Below are 17,981 nucleotides of genomic sequence, written 5' to 3' on the forward strand. Positions count from 1 at the left end.
CACGCCCGTGGCATTCCTTTCCGAGATTGCCCGGTCTTCGCGTCGCCCGCGGGCGTGCCGCCGCTATCCGAGCCGGCGGGCCGACTCGTGTTCTCGGGCGAGCCGGTGCAGGGCGAGCAGCACCTGCTCGTACAGCACGGTGGTCACGAGCGTGCGGTGGATGGCCCGGGTGCGGGGCTCGTCGGTCGAGAGGCCGCCGGCCTCGTGCTCGCCCAGGCTCATGGCCGCCTCGATGTAGGGGCGCAGTTCGGTGAGCACCACGGGGAAGCCGAGTTTGCGCAGGGCCACGAAGGTCTGGGCCAGCAGGTCACGGGCGGGCGCGTCGGCGGTGACCCGCCAGCCGAGCTCGGCGATCAGCGCGTCGACGTCCGCCCGCGCGGCCCGCCATTGCGGGTCGTCGGCCGGGGCGTCGACATGCGGGCCGAGGGCGTACTGCACCGTTCCCAGCAGCTCGTGCAGGCCGACCTCCGGCTCGTCGGCGGCGGCGATGATCCGCTTGATCGCGAACACCGGAAGATCACCAACCTCCCGCATCGCGCGGATGAGCCGCAGCCGCTCCAGGTGACCGTCGCCGTACTCCGCGCGCGTCGCGCCGGTGGCCGCGCCCTTCGGCATCAGCCCCTCACGCAGATAGAACTTGATCGTCTGTACGGTCAGGCCGCTCCGATCACTGAGTTCAGAGATCTTCATCCGCACCCCCTTGACTGGATACTAGCGATATCCAACTATTGGATAGTGTTGATATCCAAGGATGCCCCCCATCCGGTTCACGGCCGTCAGCGCATCAGTCCGCCGGCTGGAGCAACGCCACGAGCACGTCGTCCAGCGTCGCGACGCCGACGGTGGCACCGTCCCGCCCGGCCACGGCGACGACCTGGGCCCGGCTCTTGCGCATCAGCGCCAGCACATCGGCGAGCATGGCGCCACCGGCCACCGTGGGCAGCACGCGGACCGGCAGGGGCCGTTCCCGGGGCGCCCCGTTGAGCGCGTCCAGGATGTGCAGGTAGCCGCGCAGCTCACCCGGTTCGTCACCGTGCACGGGAAAGCGCGAGTGCCCGTACTTCCCGGCGAAGTCCTGCAGCTCGACGGGCGTGGTGGCCGCCGACACGGTGACCACCTTGGACAAGGGCACCATCACTCCCTCGACCGGCCGGGCGTGCAGGGCGAGTGTGGCGATCATCCGGTCGTGCTCAGCGGCTTCGAGCAGCCGGTGCTCGCGCGACTCGCCGATGAGCGCCGGAAGCTCGTCCCGCGTGTACACGGTCCTGACCTCGCTCGTCGCCGGCAGGCGCATCAGCCGCAGGGTGACGTTGGACAGCAGCTTGATGACCGCGATGAACGGCTGGGTGAGACGCGAGAACGCCAGCAACGGCGGCACGATCCACAGCGCGACCCGCTCGGGACCGGCGAGCGCCAGGTTCTTCGGCACCATCTCGCCGAGCATGATGTGCCCGGACACCACCAGTGTCAGCGCCAGCGCGAAGGCGACCGGGTGCACGAAGTGCTCGGGCACGCTCGCGGCCTCGAACGCCGGCTCCAGCGCATGCGCGAGGGTCGGCTCGCCGATCGCCCCGAGCAGCAGCGACGCCACCGTCACCCCGAGCTGCGCACCCGCCAGCATGGTGGGCACCGCCTCCATCGCCGCCACGACGGCGCGTGCCCTCCGCGAGTGGGCGGCGAGCGGCTCGATCTGCGTACGGCGCGCGGAGATCAACGCGAACTCGGAGCCGACGAAAAAGCCGTTGAGCCCGAGCAGGACGAAGATCGCGACCAGGTCGAGCGCGCTCACGACTCCTCCTCGGTGAGGGACGGCGCGGTGACGGTGACCTGCTCGACGCGCCGGCGCTCCATGGCGGTGACGGTCAGCGTCCAGGCGTCCACGTCGGCCCGCTCACCCGCGTCGGGCAGGTGACCGAGCCGCGCCAGCACGAGGCCGGCGAGGGTCTCGTACGGCCCCTCCGGCATCACGAAGCCGGTGCGCTCCTCGACCTCGTCGGCGCTCAGCCCGCCGGGAACGGTCGCCGACTCACCGGGCCCGAGCCGCGTGGGGATCGGCTCGGCCGACTCGTCGCCCGGCAGGTCGTACTCGTCGGCCATCTCACCGACCAGCTCTTCGGCAAGGTCCTCGGTCGTGACGATGCCCGCGAAGCCGCCGTACTCGTCCACCACGATCGCCATCTCGGTGCGGGCGGCGCGCAGCCGCTCCAGCACGATGCCGAGGCCGAGCGTGCCCGGCACCAGTACCGGGGGAAGCAGGATCTCGGCCACCCGGATGCCCGCGCGGTCGGCCTCGGCCACGGCGAACGCGCCGGCCACCCCGGCCACGCCCTTGACCCCCGCGGCCTCGCCCCAGCCGGCCCCGGCCTCCCTGTCCCCGCCATCGCCGCGTACGGGGAAACGCAGATGACCCGTACGGTCGGCGATCTCCAGCAGCTCCGCGACGCTCGCCGACGCGTCGACGACCACACAGTCGACGCGGGGTGTCATGGCCTCGGCCGCGAGCTTGTCCCCGAACCTCAGAGCGCGGTGCAGCATGGCGGCGGTCGTCGGCTGCAGCGTCCCGGCCTCGGCGGACAGCCGCACCAGAAGGCCGAGCTCATCGGGCGACCGGGCCGAGGCGAGCTCGTCCTGAGGCTCCACCCCCAGGCGGCGTACGATCCCGTTCGCACCTGCGTTGAACGCCCTGATCAGCGGGCCGAAGACGACCGAGAAGGCCCGCTGCGGCGGCGTGGCGAAGCGGGCCACCGCGAGCGGGCTCGCCAGCGCGGCGCTCTTGGGCACCAGCTCGCCGAGGACCATCTGCGCCACCGTGGCGATCACCAGCGCCGCCGCGATCGCCACGCCGTCCGCCGTCTGTTCTGAACCCGCGGGAAGGGCCGAGATCAGCGGCACGAGCAGGTGCGCGATGGCCGGCTCGGTCATCACACCGAGCAGCAACGAGGTGATCGTGATGCCCAGCTGCGCGCCCGAGAGCTGGAACGACAACCGGCGCACCGCGGCGAGCACGCCCTTGGCGCCGCGATCACCCTCGTCGGCGAGCCGCTGGACCTGGCTCCGCTCGACGGTCACCAGGGAGAACTCCGCCGCGACGAAGACGCCGTTGGCCACGATCAGCCCCAAAGCGACGGCCAGGAGGACCAGATCGAGGATCATGACGCCGGCCCGCGGCGCGAGCCGGCGGTTCTATTGCTCGAGTCCATTGGCGAGGATGTCACTCTCCCGGTCGCCCATCGGACAGGATGATCTCACGTCTCCAGGGCCGCGTCGCGGTAGGCGCCTGGTGTGATGCCGTAGTACCTGCTGAACCAGCGGGTCAGGTGGCTCTGATCGGCGAAGCCTACCCGCGCCGCCACCCGCGCCGGCGCGTCGCCCCTGGTGAGCAGCCGGCGGGCGGCGCGCAACCGGGCCTGGCGCTGGTAGTCGCTCGGTGACATGCCGTACGCGGCACGGAACGCGCGGTAGACGGCGTAGCGGCTGCATCCGGCGACCACCGCGAGATCCCCGGCTCCCAGGTCGGCCGCATAGGCGTCGTCGAGGAGCGCGCGCACCCGGCCCGCGATGCGGGTCACGTCGGCGCGGCCCCGGACGGCGCCGCCGTCCCCGGGCCCCGGCCTGGTCGCCCCGCGGCGCACCAGCGCGGTGACAGCGGCCGAGAGCAGCTCGTCCCGCCGCAGGGTGCCGCCCCCGTCCTCCGCACCACCGGTCAGCGCCGCATGCAGCCGCCAGACGATCCCCGCGAGCGATGGGTCGTGCACGATCGGCTCGGCGAACAACGGCAGACCCGCCAGCCGCCCGGCCGCGTCACCGAGCACGTCGGCGACGAGATCGGCTCCGACGTGGACGATCCGGTAGGTGAATCCCGGATCGGTGGCGGTCCGCCCGTCGTGCGGGTCGTCGGGGTTGAAGGCCATCACCATGCCGGTGGTGCTGGTATGCGCCGCGCCGCGGCAGCTGAACGACTGGGCGCCGCTCTCGGTGATCCCGAAGGAGTAGGTCTCGTGGCTGTGCCGGTGATAGGCGTGCCGCCGGAAATGGGCCCGCATCGCCTCGACCGGCCGGTCCGGCGAGCGCCAGTAGCTCACCCATTCGCCGTCGACGGTCACACCTCATTGTGCATGGCCCGCCCGGTCGCGTGCGCCGCGGACGGCGGCAGACCCGCGGTGGTAGGCGCACCAGCGTTCAATACGCCGGTGGCCGGCCGGGGCAGACTGCCCGCATGCGATTCGACACCAAGATCGCCATCGCCGTACGGGAGGACCTCGCGGCATGGCAGAAGCTCAACGTGACGGCGTTCCTCGCCGGTGGACTGGCGGCGGGCTTCCCCGACACCGTCGGAAGGCCGTACGAGGACGGCTCCGGCAACCGCTATCTGGCGACGTTCCGCCAGCCGGTCCTCGTCCACGGCGGCGACGCCGAGGCGCTCGGGCGGGCGCACGCCCGCGCGCTCTCCCGGGACCTCCTCATCGGGATCTACACCGAAGAGCTCTTCAAGACCGGCAACGACGACGACAACCGGGCCGCCGTCGCCGCGGTGCCGACCGACGCGCTGCGGCTCGTCGGGCTCGCGGTGCACGGGCCCCGCAACGCCGTCGACAAGGTCATGAAGGGGCTCGCCCTCCACCCCTGATCGGCTCGGTCTACCTCGCCATATATCAGGACTAAGAATTTAGGGCGCGCGACCGGAGGCGTCCCGCGAATCACGGATCGTCACATCAAGGACGCGCCTGTCGCCGGAGCGGTTGACATACCCGTCTCATGCGTCACCCTCGGTGCCGCCCGCCTCATCGGCACCGCCGTCCCCGTGGCCGTACGGCGCGGCGAAGACGTCGAGCGTGCGGTCGAGGTTGGCGGTCCACCACTCGACGAGGGCGATCTCCGCGGCGGCCCGTTCATCCCCGGAGCCGTCACGAGCGTCAGCGGTGGGCGCCAGCACCCGCACATCGCAAAGCCGTTCCCACCACACCCGGTGCACCGCGGACTGCACCTGAGCCGCGTCGAGCCGGAACGCCGCCGCGTGGCCGCGGACGAAGGCCTCCACCCGCTCGAGGTCCATCCCCCGCTCGTCACCGTGCGCGAACAGCGCCGAGGCGGCCTGTACCAGCTCACCCGCGAAAGGCGCGATGTGCAGGCGGCGCCAGCCGAGGACGGCGACGAGGCCACCGGTGAACTCGCCGTACCGAAGGTTGCCCGAGTGCAGGCCGCCGTGCACGTAGCCCACCGTCACCGTCTCCGCGGCCGGCGGCTCGTGATCGGCGAACTGGACCAGCAGATCGCGCCGGTCGGCCAGCCGGGTCGCGGCCGGCTCGTCGAGCCGGTCCGCCTCGTCGAGCTCGTCGAGCTCGTCGGACTCGTCACGCTCCCCGCGGCCCTCGGGCGGTTCCGCGAGCATCCGGCCGGCCAGGGCGATGGCGTCGTGCGCCCGGGTGGCGGGCACCAGCAGGCTCTGCTGAACCGGCGGGGCGAACCGGTCGAGCTCGGTGTGCAACCGGCCGAGGACGCCGCCGAGCTCCCGGCATTCCGCGATGCCGAGGTCGACGCCGTCACGGTGCCGGCCGTCGATCCAGGGGTAGAGCGCGTAACGCCCGTGGGCCGTGTCGACCAGCGGGCGGCCGTCACGCGTGGGGATCGGGGCCGGCACCGGGAGGTCCGCCGCGGCAAGCGCCTCGGTCACCCGGAGCCGGAACAGGACCTGCCGCCGGGTCGCGTCCGCGAAGCGCTTGAGCAGGAAGCGGCCGTCCGGCGTCACGACCCGCCAGTTCCGGTTCTCGGGCGCGGCGCTGAGAGCGGCGAGCTCCCACGGCTCCTCGAGGTCCCATCGGCGGAGCAGGCGCGCGGACGGCGACCGCACGCCAGAGCTCACCGAAGTCGACACCTCATGCCTTGGTCAGGTCACGACGAACACGTTCGAGAAGGGTCCGGGGCGGGACGAACAGACGTTCCATTGAACAACACCCACGCGCACCCCGCACCCGCGCCACGGAGATTCACAGACTCCACCGGCAGTGGAGCCGGTGCCCGCCGTCCCGCGCGCGGCGCGCGAGATCCGCGAGCTCGCCCGGAAAGCCCGCGAGGATCTCCGGGGCGCCCTGGCCCCAGAACTCCTCGGTCCTCAACCACGGCCCCGCCACCTCGGTGTCGTACAGGTTGCCCATGCCGCGCATCGTGGCAGACCGCACTGACATCTGCGGGACATATGCCGTGAAATCCAGCACGGGAGCGGCTCAGTGGCCCCGCTGAATCCATTCCTCCAGGTGCGGGGTCTCCGTGCCGATGACCGTGGTGTCGCCGTGCCCCGTCCGTACGACCGTCTTCGGCGGCAGGGAGAGCAGCCGGTCACGGATCGAGTCGATGATCGTGGGGAAGTCGGAGTACGACCGGCCGGTCGCTCCCGGGCCTCCCTGGAAGAGCGTGTCTCCCGTGAACACGGTCTCGAGTTCCGGGGCGTACAGGCACACGGCGCCCGGCGCGTGACCGGGCGTGTGCATGACGCGGAGCACCGTGCCCGCCACCGTGATCTCGTCGCCGTCGGCGAGCGACCCGTCCGGCTTCCGGTCCGGGTAGACGGCGTCCCACAGGACCCGGTCGGCCTCGTGCAGCAGGACCGGCGCGCCGGTCCGGTCGGCGACCTCCGCCGCCGCGTTGATGTGATCGTTGTGCGCGTGCGTGGACACGATCGCGACCAGCCGCCGCCCGCCGATCGCGGCCACGATGGCGTCGGCGTCGTGGGCGGCGTCGATCACGAGCACCTCACTGTCGTCACCGACCAGCCAGACGTTGTTGTCGACGTCCCAGGTGCCGCCGTCCAGGGTGAACTGCCCGGAGGTGACCAGATGCTCGATCACAACATCACCACCGAGCGGAGCACCTCGCCGCGGTGCATCTTGCCGAAGGCGGCCTCGACGTCGTCCAGGCCGATCGTCTCGGACACGAAGCCGTCGAGGTCGAGCCGGCCCTGCTTGTAGAGGTCGATGAGCATCGGGAAGTCGCGGGAGGGCAGGCAGTCGCCGTACCAGGACGACTTCAGGGCGCCGCCGCGGCCGAAGACGTCGAGCAACGGGAGGTCGATGCGCATGTCCGGGGTGGGCACGCCGACGAGCACGACGGTGCCGGCCAGATCACGGGCGTAGAAGGCCTGCTCGTAGGTCTCGGGGCGGCCCACGGCCTCGACCACGACGTCGGCGCCGTCGCCGCCGGTGAGCTCGCGGATCGCCTCGACCGGATCGGCGGCGGAGGAGTTCACCGTGTGCGTGGCGCCGAAGTCCCGGGCCCACTGCAGTTTCCGGTCGTCGATGTCCACCGCGATGATCTTCGCCGCGCCGGCCAGCCGCGCGCCCGCGATGGCGGCGTTCCCGACGCCGCCGCAGCCGATGACGGCGACCGAGTCACCCCTGTTGACCCCGCCCGTGTTGATGGCGGCGCCGATGCCGGCCATGATGCCGCAGCCCAGCAGGCCCGCGGCGGCCGGGCTCGCGGCCGGGTCGACCTTGGTGCACTGCCCGGCGGCCACCAGGGTCTTCTCGGCGAAGGCGCCGATGCCGAGGGCGGGCGAGAGCTCGGTGCCATCGGCGAGCGTCATCTTCTGGGTGGCGTTGTGCGTGGCGAAGCAGTACCAGGGACGGCCCCGGGAACAGGCGCGGCACTGGCCGCAGACCGCCCGCCAGTTGAGGATGACGAAGTCGCCGGGCGCCACGTCGGTGACCCCCACCCCGACCTCTTCGACGATGCCGGCCGCCTCGTGGCCGAGCAGGAACGGGAAGTCGTCGTTGATCCCGCCCTCGCGATAGTGCAGGTCCGTGTGACAGACCCCGCATGCCTGTACTCGGACCAGGGCCTCACCCGGCCCGGGATCCGGAACGATGATCGTCTCCAGCGATACGGGCTCGCCCTTCTTACGGGCGATCACACCACGGACCTCGTGTGCCATGCGTTCTCTCCTCGTACGTAGGCGGACGGCGGGGCAGCCGACACCTGCAGCAGCAGCTGCAGCCTAGTGCCGTGGCACTCTGGGGTGAGGGCGTGGCATCCGGTCGCGCCCGTACGCGAGGACAGAGTGGGCACCACATGGCACTGCGGGTCATCGACGCTCCTGACAAGAAGCGCTTCGAGGTCTACGACGGGGAGGAACTCGCCGGATTCCTCGACTACCGCCTGCGCGGGGACGACATCGCGCTTCTGCACACGGAGGTGGACGAGAGGTTCAACGGCCGTGGGATCGGCAGCCGGCTCGTGCGCGAGGCCCTCGACGCCTCGCGGGACACCGGTCTCGGAGCGCTTCCCTACTGCCCTTTCATCCGCGACTGGATCAACAGGCACCCGGACTACCTCGACATGGTGCCCGAGCACAGGCGCGCCGAGTTCGACCTGAACGCGGACGCGGGCGTCCGGCGGGATTAACGGCCCGTACGACAGAAGGCCTGGTCACGATTTCGTGACCAGGCCTTCCAACTGCTACGTATGTAGCCCCGACCGGATTCGAACCGGCGTTACCGCCTTGAGAGGGCGGCGTCCTAGGCCACTAGACGACGGGGCCATGACCTTGCTCTCCCTTGTGATCTCTCACTCGGGCGACGCTCAGCTTACCGGACATCCAACCCTTGCCGAACCAGATCATTCAATCTGCCTCGTACAAGAGAAATGGGTCAAACCAGCCAAATTCAGCCGACCCAGCTGGGGTACCAGGACTCGAACCTAGACTAACTGAACCAGAATCAGTCGTGCTGCCGATTACACCATACCCCACCGGCGTATGCCCTTCCGGGCCGCTTGCGCCTCGGAGAGCTTACCGGAGTCCAGAGTCTGAACCAAAACCAAATAGCCCCGGGGCTACTCGCGGGAGACGACCCGGTTGGTGAGCGTACCGATGGACTCGATCGTGACCGACACCTCGTCGCCGATCTCGAGGGGGCCCACACCGGCGGGCGTGCCGGTCAGGATCACATCGCCGGGCAGCAGGGTCATCACCTGGCTGACGTACTCGATCAGCGTCGGGATGTCGTGGATCAGCAGCGACGTCCGCGCGTCCTGGCGCACCTCGCCGTTGACCATCGTGGTGATCGCGAGGTCCGCGGGATCGGCGGACGTCTCGATCCACGGCCCCAGCGGGCAGAAGGTGTCGAACCCCTTCCCCCGGGTCCACTGCCCGTCCCGCTGCTGGAGGTCACGGGCCGTGACGTCGTTGCCGCAGGTGTAACCCAGGATCACCTCGGCGGCACGCGCCGCCGGGACCTCGCGGCACATCCGGCCGATGACGACCGCGAGCTCGCCCTCGTAGTCGACCCGCTGGGAGAGCTTCTCCGGGTAGGCGACGGTCTCGCCCGGACCGATCACCGTGGTCGACGGCTTGCTGAAGACGACCGGCTCGTCGGGGGCCTCCCCGCCCATCTCGCGGGCGTGCTCGGCGTAGTTCTTGCCGATTCCGATGACCTTGCTGGGCAGGATCGGCGCCAGCAGCCGTACGTCGGCGAGGGCGAACCTCTCGCCGGTGAAGCGGAGCTCACCAAAGGGGTGGGCCGCGATCGCGGCGACGGAATCCTCCTCGATCACGCCGAAGGACATCCCTTCGTCCGTGGAAAACCTTGCAATGCGCATGCCCCGAGCCTAGCCGCGCGGCCGACGTCGCACGCCGGGCGTCCAAACCCTGGAATGACGGTTGACGCTGATGACCGTCCCGTTACGCGGCCGCGCTCGGCTCCCGGCCCGCGCCGGCGCCGGCCGGATTCGCGCCGCGTACCCTTGGCGCCTCACCCTCGAGCGCCTCACCGGCGCGGCGGCCTGGCCGGCCGGGCCGGTCAGCCGAAGGCGCAGGGCCTGCCGCCGAACAGGCAGTCGGCCGGGGCCGCGGGGCTGCCCTCCGCGCCGAAGCGGACCTCCAGCGAGCCACCGGGCGGGATGGCCTCGGCGGTCCGCATACTCCGGATCACCGGGTGGTCGCCGCCCCGGACGAGCACCGCGTCCCAGATGTTCTTGACGTTGGCCCCCGGATAGGTGAACGACACCTCCCAGGCGTGCATCGTCGCACCGGTCTGGTTGGTGAAGGTGAGGACGCCCTCGAAGTAGCCCGGGTCGTGCTGAACGGTCTGATAGCGCACCCTTGGGCCGTTCTGCTGCTCCGGGGCGACCGGCGCGCCGTCCGGCGCACCCGACGGGGTGACCTCGCCGGGCGCGGACGGCTGGACCGGCACCTGGCCGGCACCGGGAGCCGGCGAGCCGGACGCCGTCGGAGCCGTCTCGGGTCCCGGTGAGCCCGTGGGCCCGATCGAGGGGGCGGCCGACGCCGCGGGCGCGGTCGACGGCCCGGCGGCGGCCGCGCCGGAGCGGCCGGGCTCCCCGCCCGACAGGAGGACGGCCGCCAGCACTCCGGCGACGATGACGGCGGCACCGGCACCGGCGCCGATCAGTACCTTCGGACGCCTGCCGCCGGGTCCCGGCGGCGCCAGGTGGGGCGGGCCGTTCGTTCCCGGCGGCGGCGCCACACCGGACGGCGGCGTTCCCATGCCAAGTCCCGATATGAACGGCGGCGGCACGGCGAAGGACGACGGGGACGACGGGGACGACGGGGACGTTTCGTCCACGCCGGCGGCGGGCGCGGCCTCGGCCGCCGGCCGGTGCGCCGCGGCGGCCATCGCGACCGGGATCTCGGTCGGTACGTCCAACGGGGCCGGCGGCTGAGGAGCCACCCGCCGGTCACCGCCAGGCGGCGAGGAATCGGTCTGGGGAACCGTCGCGGCGTCGGCCGGGGGTTCGTCGCCCGGCTGGGCCGAGGCGGCTCCCCAGGGCTGCTCGTCGGTCACGTCGGCGAGGGCGGGCCAGAGATCCTCGTCGTCGAAGGACCCGCCCGCCGCGGTCGTCCCGGTCTTCGCCGCCATCTCGGTGGTGGCCGACGTCCCGGACCCGGTGTCCACCGGTTCGTCCGTGACGGTCGCCGCGGCGGCGCCCTCGCCGGGTGGGTCAGTGGGGTCGCCGCCGGAAGGCGGCGTCTCCCCGGCCGGCTGCTGGTCCGCAAGGGGGTGTTCGTCCCGCTCCGCCGGTCCGCCCGACTTGTCGCCGTTCAACTCGTCACCCTTTCGCCCCACAGGTGATTCCGGCCCTGTGATCTCAGTGAGTCCGACGGCGAGAACGCCCGTTTGGTTCGCACTTTCCCCGCCGTTCGGCCGAGCGCCGCGAAAAGGCACGGGAACGCCACCGGGCCGCGCCACCGGCCGGGCGGGTCCAGGCAATAGGGTCCGGAACAGGTCCACGTCATCGTCATGGAGGGAATTCAGGTGTCTGTCGTCAAGATCAACGCCTTGACCGTCACCGCGGACTCGCGGGACGAACTCGAGCGGCGGTTCGCGGGCCGGGCCGGTCTGGTGGAGTCGGCCGACGGGTTCGAGGGCTTCGAGCTCCTGCGGCCCCTGGAGGGCACCGACCGGTACCTCGTCTACACCCGCTGGCGCAGCGAGGAGGACTTCCAGCGCTGGACCGAGAGCCAGGACTTCCAGCGCGGGCACGCCCAGGCGGCGGCGCAGGCGGCGGCGCAGGGCGGCACCGGGCACGGGCATGGACAGGGACATGGCGGCCCCGCCGCCACCGGCGCCGAGCTGTGGTCCTTCGAGGTCATCCAGAGCTCCGCGCCCAAGGCGGGCTGAGGCGGCACGGCGACGGGCGGCCGGTCCGACCCGTCCGGTCGCCCGCCCGTGCCGTCGCCGGCCCCTGCCGTCGCCGGCCCGCGCGCTACGGGGCCTCCCGGCCGTACGTGACGGAGCCGGTCAGTTCACGTCGTAGCCGGCGTGCAGCAGGCAGTACGTCACGGCCTCCTCGAGCGCCTGCCAGGAGGCCGCGATCACGTTGTCCTCGACGCCGACCGTGCCCCACTCGCCCCGGCCGTTGCTCGACTCGATGAGCACCCTGGTCCGAGCGCCGGTGCCGTGTGAGCCTTCGAGGATCCGGACCTTGTAGTCGACCAGCTCGAGCCTGGCGAGTTCGGGATAGAGCCGCTCGAGCGCGACGCGCAGCGCCGTGTCGAGGGCGTTGACCGGACCGTTGCCCTCACCGGTCGCGACGATCCGTTCCCCCTTGGCGTGCAGCTTGACCGTGGCCTCGCTGACCATCGAACCATCCGGCCGGCGCTCGATGATCGCCCGCCACGATTCGACCTCGAAGTGCCGCTGCCGTACCCCGGTGAGCTCCTCGCGCAACAGCAGCTCGAAGGAGGCGTCGGCCGCCTCGAAGGTGTAGCCCGCGGCCTCCAGCTCCTTCACCCGGCCGACGACCCGCTTGGCGGTGTCCCCCGACAGGTCGTAACCGAGCTCCCTGCCCTTCAGCTCGACCGAGGCGCGCCCCGCCATGCTCGAGACCAGCATCCGCATGTCGTTGCCGACGGCCGCCGGGTCGATGTGCTGGTAGAGGCTCGGGTCGACCTTCACGGCCGAGGCGTGCAGGCCGGCCTTGTGCGCGAACGCGGACAACCCGACGTAGGGCTGTTGTGAGCCGGGGGTGACGTTGGTGACCTCCGACACGGCGTGGGCGATCCGGGTCATCTCGGCCAGCTGCTCGTCGGTGACGACCCGCATCCCCCGCTTGAGCTGCAGGTTTCCGACCACGGTGAACAGGTTGGCGTTGCCGCTGCGCTCACCGTAGCCGTTCGCGCAGCCCTGGACGTGCGAGGCGCCCGCCGTGACCGCCGCGAGGGTGTTGGCGACCGCGCAGCCGCTGTCGTCGTGGCAGTGGATGCCGATCCGGGCACCCTGCTCGACGACGGCGGCGACCACCTCGGCGAGCTCGTCCGGAAGCATGCCGCCGTTCGTGTCGCACAGCGCGATGACATCGGCGCCCGCCTCGGCCGCGGTCCGGACGACATCGAGCGCGTAGGCCCGGTCGGCCCGGTAGCCGTCGAAGAAGTGCTCCGCGTCGACGAAGACGCGCTGGCCCTCCCGGCGCAGGTGCGAGACCGTGTCGCGGATCATCGCGAGGTTCTCCTCCAGGGTCGTACGGAGGGCCAGTTCGACGTGCCGGTCGTGACTCTTGGCGACGAGGGTCACGACCGGCGCGCCGGAGTCGCGCAAGGCGGCCACCAGTGGGTCGTCGGCGGCCTTCACACCGGCCCGGCGGGTCGCGCCGAAGGCGGTGAGCTGCGCATGCTTCAGGTCGAGCTCTGTTCGAGCGCGCCGGAAGAAATCGGTGTCCTTCGGATTGGCTCCGGGCCAGCCGCCCTCGATGAAGCCCACCCCGAGCTCGTCGAGGTGCCGGGCGATGACGAGCTTGTCCGCCACGGAGAGGTTGAGCCCCTCCTGCTGGGCTCCGTCACGCAGGGTCGTGTCATAGACGTGGAAGCCGTCGTCGAGCATCGAGCTCTCCTTTGCGAATGACCGGCGCCCTGTATCCGAACGCGGATGTCGTCGCGGTTATGGGAAAAGCACTGTTGTCGGATTTTTGTCTGGTAGATCCGGTTTCTGGATCTTCACTCGTCACGGTTCGCGGTGCTGAAAAGCAAAAGACCCCTCACGGACGTGAGAGGTCTGCGCGCCGGTGGTCTCGTCAGATACCGGCGCGCCAGCCGATAATGTTCAGCTCATAGTGAGCGTGGCCGTAACGCATAGCGATGTCAGTGTGCCACATCGTCGGCGGCCATGACACACCGGTCCCACCATCCGAGACGACCGCGAGATCATCGCATCGCGCCGTGACCTTGCGGTCGTCCGTGTGATCGGTCCGTGTGGTTCGTCCGTGTGATGGAGCCCGCCGCTCAGCAGATCTTGTGGACCCAGCCGTACGGGTCGGGGTGCGTGCCGTACTGGATGCCGATCAGCTCCTCGCGCAGCCGCATGGTCACCGGGCCCGGCTCGCCCGAGCCGACGAGCCACTCTCCGTCGCGCCCCTTGACCCGGCCGACCGGGGTGATGACCGCGGCGGTGCCGCAGGCGAAGACCTCGGTGAGCTCGCCGGAGGCGTTGCCGGCCCGCCACTCGTCGGTGCTGATCCGCCCCTCTTCGGCGGGGATGCCCATATCGTGAGCGAGCTTGAGCAGCGAGTCCCGGGTGATCCCGGGCAGCAGGGTCCCCGTCAGCGCCGGCGTCAGCAGCCGCGCGTCCGCGCCGCCGCCGTAGGCGAAGAAGAGGTTCATCCCGCCCATCTCCTCCACCCAGCGGTGCTCCATCGCGTCGAGCCAGACGACCTGGTCGCACCCCTGCTCGACGGCCTGGGCCTGGGCCACGAAGGCGGCCGCGTAGTTGCCGCCGCACTTGGCGAATCCGGTGCCGCCGGGTGCCGCCCGGGTGTAGTCCTCCGACAGCCAGACCGACACCGGCCTGATCCCGCCGGTGAAGTACGCGGCCGAGGGTGATGCGATCACGATGAAGCGATACGACGAGGAGGGGCTGTTCACGCCGAGCCCACGCTGCGTCGCGATCATGAAGGGACGCAGATAGAGGCTGTGGCCCTCCGCGGTCGGCACCCAGTCCCTGTCGGTCTCGACCAGCAGTTCCAGCGAACGGACGAAGAGCTCCTCGGGGACGGGCGGCATCGCCATCCGCTCGCACGACCTGTTGAACCGCGCCGCGTTGGCGTCCGGCCGGAAGGTGACGATGGTCCCGTCGGCGTGCCGGTACGCCTTGAGCCCCTCGAAGAGTTCCTGGGCGTAGTGGAACACCGCCGTCGCCGGGTCGAGCGAGAGCGGCCCGTACGGCTCGAGGCGGGCGTCGTGCCAGCCCCGCCCCTGGTCCCACTCAATCGTGATCATGTGATCGGTGAACAGCTGCCCGAATCCGGGGTCGGCCAGCATGCGTTCTCTCTCGGCGTCGGGGACGCGGTGATCGGAGAGCTTGATGTCGAAGTCGAGAGTGCTGCTCATGTTCGGTCCTCTTCCGGAAGCCCGGCAGGCCCCATCGTCCTGTCCGGCATTCCCCATTGTGGCCCTTTGTTCCAGCGAGGTCTCCTGGAGCACGGCGCGCACGAAAAAGGGCGCGCCGTGAGGCGCGCCCGGAGAAGCCCTGATCAGGTCAGGACGGCGCGCCTCAGCCGGCTACTCGCTTGGTGATCGCGTCACCGATCTGGGATGTGGCCCGCGCGGGACCTCCCTGGCGCTCGGCCAGGTCGGCGGCGACCGCCGACTCGACCTGGCGCGCGGCCTCGGGCACACCGAGGTGATCGAGCAGCATGGCCACGGACAGGATCGTAGCGGTCGGGTCGGCCTTGCCCTGCCCGGCGATGTCCGGCGCGCTCCCGTGCACCGGCTCGAACATGCTGGGCGCGTCACCCGTCGGGTTGACGTTGCCGCTGGCCGCGAGCCCGATGCCGCCCGCGATCGCCGCGCCGAGGTCGGTGAGGATGTCGCCGAACAGGTTGTCGGTGACCACGACGTCGAACCGGCCCGGCTGGGTCACGAAGAACATCGAGGCCGCGTCGACGTGCAGGTAGTCGACGGACACCTCGGGGAAGTCCCGCGCCACCGCGCGGACCGTGCGCTGGTAGAGGTCGCCGGCGAAGGTGAGCACGTTGTCCTTGTGCACGAGAGTCAGCTTCTTGCGGGACCGCGAGGCGGCGCGCGCGAAGGCATAGCGAACGACGCGCTCGACGCCGTACGCCGTATTGATGCTCTCCTGGGTGGCGACCTCCTGCGGCGTTCCGCGGCGCATCACCCCGCCCACACCGGTGTAGGGGCCCTCGGTGCCCTCCCGCACGACCAGCATGTCGACGTCCTCGGGCCGCACGTCGGCCAGCGGTGTGGTCACCCCGGGATAGAGCTTGACCGGCCGCAGGTTGACGTAGTAGTCGAGCTCGAAGCGCAGGCGGAGCAGCAGCCCGCGCTCCAGCACTCCACTCGGCACGGTCGGGTCTCCGACGGCGCCGAGCAGGATGACGTCGTGGCCGCGGATCTCCTCCAGCATCGAGTCCGGGAGGGTGTCACCGGTCTCGTGCCAGCGGGCCGCGCCGAGCCCGTAGGTCTCCCGCTCGATCGCGAGATCATGGGACTGGGCCACGGCGTCGAGCACCTTGAGGCCTTCGGCGACGACCTCGGGGCCGATGCCGTCGCCCGGGATGACGGCGAGACGGATACTGCGGGAAGCCATGGACGTACCTTAGTGCAAACGTCTCAATGCATGAACGCCGGTCTCAGATCGCGGGACGGCGGGCCGCGATCGGCCTGCGCGGTGCCGGTTCGCGCGACGCCCGCGGCCTGTTGACGTGATCGCCACCGCGCCCGCACAATGACCGGCGGAGCCGAGTGACCCGTACAGGCGTTCGTCCGGGCATGCCTGCCGTCACCACCGCGACGACGGCGCCGTGCCGCAAAGACCGCCTCGGCCCGTGGTCGCGTGTCCTCACGCGAAGGCACCCAGCCCATGTCTCTCAGCGACAGACACTTCTCCCGCCTCGGCCCGCTCGTCGCGGCCGTCGCCGGGCTCCTGCTGGCCGTGGCCGCACTGGTCGCGACCCCGCTCGCACCGGCGAGCGGCGCCGCCGGCGGCACCGGCACCGGTCACCTCCGTACCAGCGGCAACCGGATCGTCGACGCCACCGGCACGACCGTACGCCTCACCGGCATCAACTGGTTCGGCATGGAGACCGACAACAAGACCTTCCACGGCCTGTGGAGCCGCAACTGGAAGAGCATGATCGACCAGATGGCCGGGCTCGGCTACAACACCCTGCGCGTCCCCTTCTCCAACGACGCGATCAAGCCGGGCGCCGTGGCCAACAGCATCGACGGCGTCGCCAACCCCGATCTGGTGGGCCTGAGCCCGTTGCAGATCCTCGACAAGGTGATCGACTACTCGGGCCAGAAAGGGATGCGGGTCATCCTCGACCGGCATCGGCCCACCAGCGCGGGGCAGTCGGCGCTCTGGTACACCCCCGCCGTCTCCGAGGCCACGTGGATCAACGACTGGAAGATGCTCGCGCAGCGCTACGCGGGGAACACCACCGTGATCGGCGCGGACCTGCACAACGAGCCGCACGCCGAGGGCACCGACCCGAACGGCACCGGCTCCTGCTGGGGCTGCGGCGACCAGGCCCGCGACTGGCGGCTGGCGGCCGAACGCGGAGGCAACGCGATCCTGTCCGTGAACTCCAGTTGGCTGATCTTCGTCGAGGGCGTGAGCTGCCCGAGCGGCGGCAACGCGAACGCCTGGGACGACATCCCCGACGAGCACTGCGGCTGGTGGGGCGGGAACCTCTCCAAGGCCGGCGAGTTCCCGGTACGCCTGGGCACGCCCGGCCGGCTGGTGTACTCCCCGCACGAGTACGGGATCTCGGTCTACCGCCAGCCCTGGTTCGACGACCCGGCGTTCCCGGGCAACCTCGCGGCGATCTGGGACCAGCAGTGGGGTTACCTGCACAGGCAGGGCATCGCTCCGCTCATGCTCGGCGAGTTCGGCAGCACCCTGGCCGATCCGAAGGATCGGATCTGGCTCGAGCGGCTGATGGCCCACACGGGGACCGGCACCGGCGGCATGAGCTTCACCTACTGGTCGTGGAACCCCAACTCCGGTGACACCGGCGGGATCCTGAACGACGACTGGCAGACCGTGAACCAGACCAAGCAGAACATCCTGCAGCCGTATCTCATCCCGCCCACCGGCGGCGGAACGCAGCCGACACCGACCCCCACCCCGACGCCTCCGCCGTCGCCTGGCGCGTGCGAGACGACCTACAAGGTGGACAACTCGTGGCCCGGGGGCTTCAACGCGACGGTGAGCGTGAAGAACACCGGCACCTCCGCCCTGCGCGACTGGCGGCTCACCTTCACCGTGCCGGCGGGTGTGACGCTGGTCAACGGATGGAACGCGACCGTCAGCCAGAGCGGCACGACGTTCACAGCCCGGGCGCCCTCGTGGAACGCCGACCTGGCCGCCGGCGCGACGGCGAGTTTCGGTTTCCAGGCGGGCGGCCCTGCCACTCCCCAGCCGAGCGGTTACGCCTGCTCATGACCGCATCACCTCGTGACCTCGTGACCTCGTGATCACATGACCACACGGTCCTCGAGACCGCGTGACAGGCGCGGT

At 70.9% G+C, this 17,981-nt stretch carries 17 protein-coding genes and 2 tRNA genes; 4 read left to right on the top strand and 15 right to left on the bottom strand.

Annotation, left to right across the window (positions count from 1 at the left end; translation table 11 throughout):
• Positions 1-63: 63 nt before the first annotated feature.
• The 4 genes from HKK74_RS02535 to HKK74_RS02550 all read right to left on the bottom strand — a co-directional run bounded on the left by HKK74_RS02535 (position 64) and on the right by HKK74_RS02550 (position 4,103).
• Positions 64-690: a MerR family transcriptional regulator gene (locus tag HKK74_RS02535; RefSeq protein WP_187241302.1), complete on the bottom strand. Its 627-nt coding sequence runs from the start codon at positions 688-690 to the stop codon at positions 64-66.
• A gap of 94 nt (positions 691-784) precedes the next feature.
• A complete protein-coding gene (locus tag HKK74_RS02540) occupies positions 785-1,789 on the bottom strand; it encodes a hemolysin family protein (RefSeq protein WP_187241303.1) in 1,005 nt (334 codons plus the stop codon).
• Positions 1,786-3,153 (bottom strand): hemolysin family protein, encoded by a 1,368-nt coding sequence (locus HKK74_RS02545; protein ID WP_187241304.1) that lies wholly within the window; start codon positions 3,151-3,153, stop codon positions 1,786-1,788. Before HKK74_RS02545 ends, HKK74_RS02540 begins: the two co-directional genes overlap by 4 nt.
• Before the next feature lie 92 nt (positions 3,154-3,245).
• Positions 3,246-4,103, bottom strand: a complete 858-nt coding sequence (locus HKK74_RS02550) for an AraC family transcriptional regulator (RefSeq protein WP_312881186.1) — start codon at positions 4,101-4,103, stop codon at positions 3,246-3,248.
• A gap of 113 nt (positions 4,104-4,216) precedes the next feature.
• Here HKK74_RS02550 and HKK74_RS02555 point away from each other — a divergent pair, with 113 nt between their 5' ends.
• Entirely contained in the window at positions 4,217-4,627 is a 411-nt protein-coding gene (locus HKK74_RS02555; protein ID WP_187241305.1) for a PTH2-like family protein, read from the top strand.
• Positions 4,628-4,753: 126 nt separating this feature from the next.
• Here HKK74_RS02555 and HKK74_RS02560 read toward each other — a convergent pair whose 3' ends face one another.
• From HKK74_RS02560 to HKK74_RS02575, 4 genes are all read right to left on the bottom strand, one after another.
• A complete protein-coding gene (locus tag HKK74_RS02560; protein WP_187241306.1) occupies positions 4,754-5,860 on the bottom strand; it encodes a phosphotransferase enzyme family protein in 1,107 nt (368 codons plus the stop codon).
• A gap of 124 nt (positions 5,861-5,984) precedes the next feature.
• A complete protein-coding gene (locus HKK74_RS02565) occupies positions 5,985-6,182 on the bottom strand; it encodes a hypothetical protein (RefSeq protein ID WP_187241307.1) in 198 nt (65 codons plus the stop codon).
• A gap of 39 nt (positions 6,183-6,221) precedes the next feature.
• Positions 6,222-6,839, bottom strand: a complete 618-nt coding sequence (locus HKK74_RS02570) for an MBL fold metallo-hydrolase (RefSeq protein WP_312881203.1) — start codon at positions 6,837-6,839, stop codon at positions 6,222-6,224.
• Positions 6,839-7,924, bottom strand: a complete 1,086-nt coding sequence (locus HKK74_RS02575; RefSeq protein ID WP_187241309.1) for an S-(hydroxymethyl)mycothiol dehydrogenase — start codon at positions 7,922-7,924, stop codon at positions 6,839-6,841. Before HKK74_RS02575 ends, HKK74_RS02570 begins: the two co-directional genes overlap by 1 nt.
• A gap of 71 nt (positions 7,925-7,995) precedes the next feature.
• Here HKK74_RS02575 and HKK74_RS02580 point away from each other — a divergent pair, with 71 nt between their 5' ends.
• Entirely contained in the window at positions 7,996-8,394 is a 399-nt protein-coding gene (locus HKK74_RS02580; RefSeq protein ID WP_312881187.1) for a GNAT family N-acetyltransferase, read from the top strand.
• A gap of 63 nt (positions 8,395-8,457) precedes the next feature.
• Here HKK74_RS02580 and HKK74_RS02585 read toward each other — a convergent pair.
• The 4 genes from HKK74_RS02585 to HKK74_RS02600 form a co-directional block, all read right to left on the bottom strand.
• Positions 8,458-8,530, bottom strand: a tRNA-Glu gene (locus HKK74_RS02585).
• Between the two features lie 137 nt (positions 8,531-8,667).
• Positions 8,668-8,739 (bottom strand) — tRNA-Gln (locus tag HKK74_RS02590).
• 84 nt (positions 8,740-8,823) lie between these two features.
• On the bottom strand, positions 8,824-9,588 hold the full coding sequence (locus HKK74_RS02595) for a fumarylacetoacetate hydrolase family protein (protein WP_187241310.1): 765 nt from the start codon (positions 9,586-9,588) through the stop codon (positions 8,824-8,826).
• 200 nt (positions 9,589-9,788) lie between these two features.
• The gene (locus HKK74_RS02600; protein ID WP_187241311.1) at positions 9,789-11,051 is read right to left on the bottom strand and encodes a cellulose binding domain-containing protein; all 1,263 of its coding nucleotides are present in this window, start codon (positions 11,049-11,051) and stop codon (positions 9,789-9,791) included.
• 210 nt (positions 11,052-11,261) lie between these two features.
• Here HKK74_RS02600 and HKK74_RS02605 point away from each other — a divergent pair, with 210 nt between their 5' ends.
• Positions 11,262-11,627 carry an antibiotic biosynthesis monooxygenase family protein gene (locus HKK74_RS02605; protein ID WP_187241312.1) on the top strand — a complete coding sequence of 122 codons (366 nt, stop codon included), beginning with the start codon at positions 11,262-11,264 and terminating at the stop codon, positions 11,625-11,627.
• 120 nt (positions 11,628-11,747) lie between these two features.
• Here the strand turns inward: HKK74_RS02605 and cimA are convergent, their stop codons facing one another.
• The 3 genes from cimA to HKK74_RS02620 all read right to left on the bottom strand — a co-directional run bounded on the left by cimA (position 11,748) and on the right by HKK74_RS02620 (position 16,046).
• Positions 11,748-13,325, bottom strand: coding sequence for a citramalate synthase (cimA, locus tag HKK74_RS02610; RefSeq protein ID WP_187241313.1), 1,578 nt, complete (start codon positions 13,323-13,325; stop codon positions 11,748-11,750).
• 398 nt (positions 13,326-13,723) lie between these two features.
• On the bottom strand, positions 13,724-14,827 hold the full coding sequence (locus HKK74_RS02615; RefSeq protein WP_187241314.1) for a branched-chain amino acid aminotransferase: 1,104 nt from the start codon (positions 14,825-14,827) through the stop codon (positions 13,724-13,726).
• 163 nt (positions 14,828-14,990) lie between these two features.
• On the bottom strand, positions 14,991-16,046 hold the full coding sequence (locus tag HKK74_RS02620; protein ID WP_187241315.1) for a 3-isopropylmalate dehydrogenase: 1,056 nt from the start codon (positions 16,044-16,046) through the stop codon (positions 14,991-14,993).
• 273 nt (positions 16,047-16,319) lie between these two features.
• On the opposite strand from HKK74_RS02620, the gene HKK74_RS02625 reads away from it, so the two are divergent.
• A complete protein-coding gene (locus HKK74_RS02625) occupies positions 16,320-17,906 on the top strand; it encodes a cellulase family glycosylhydrolase (RefSeq protein ID WP_187241316.1) in 1,587 nt (528 codons plus the stop codon).
• Positions 17,907-17,981: the final 75 nt, after the last annotated feature.

This window comes from Actinomadura alba (assembly GCF_014323705.1).
GTDB lineage: Bacteria > Actinomycetota > Actinomycetes > Streptosporangiales > Streptosporangiaceae > Actinomadura_C > Actinomadura_C alba.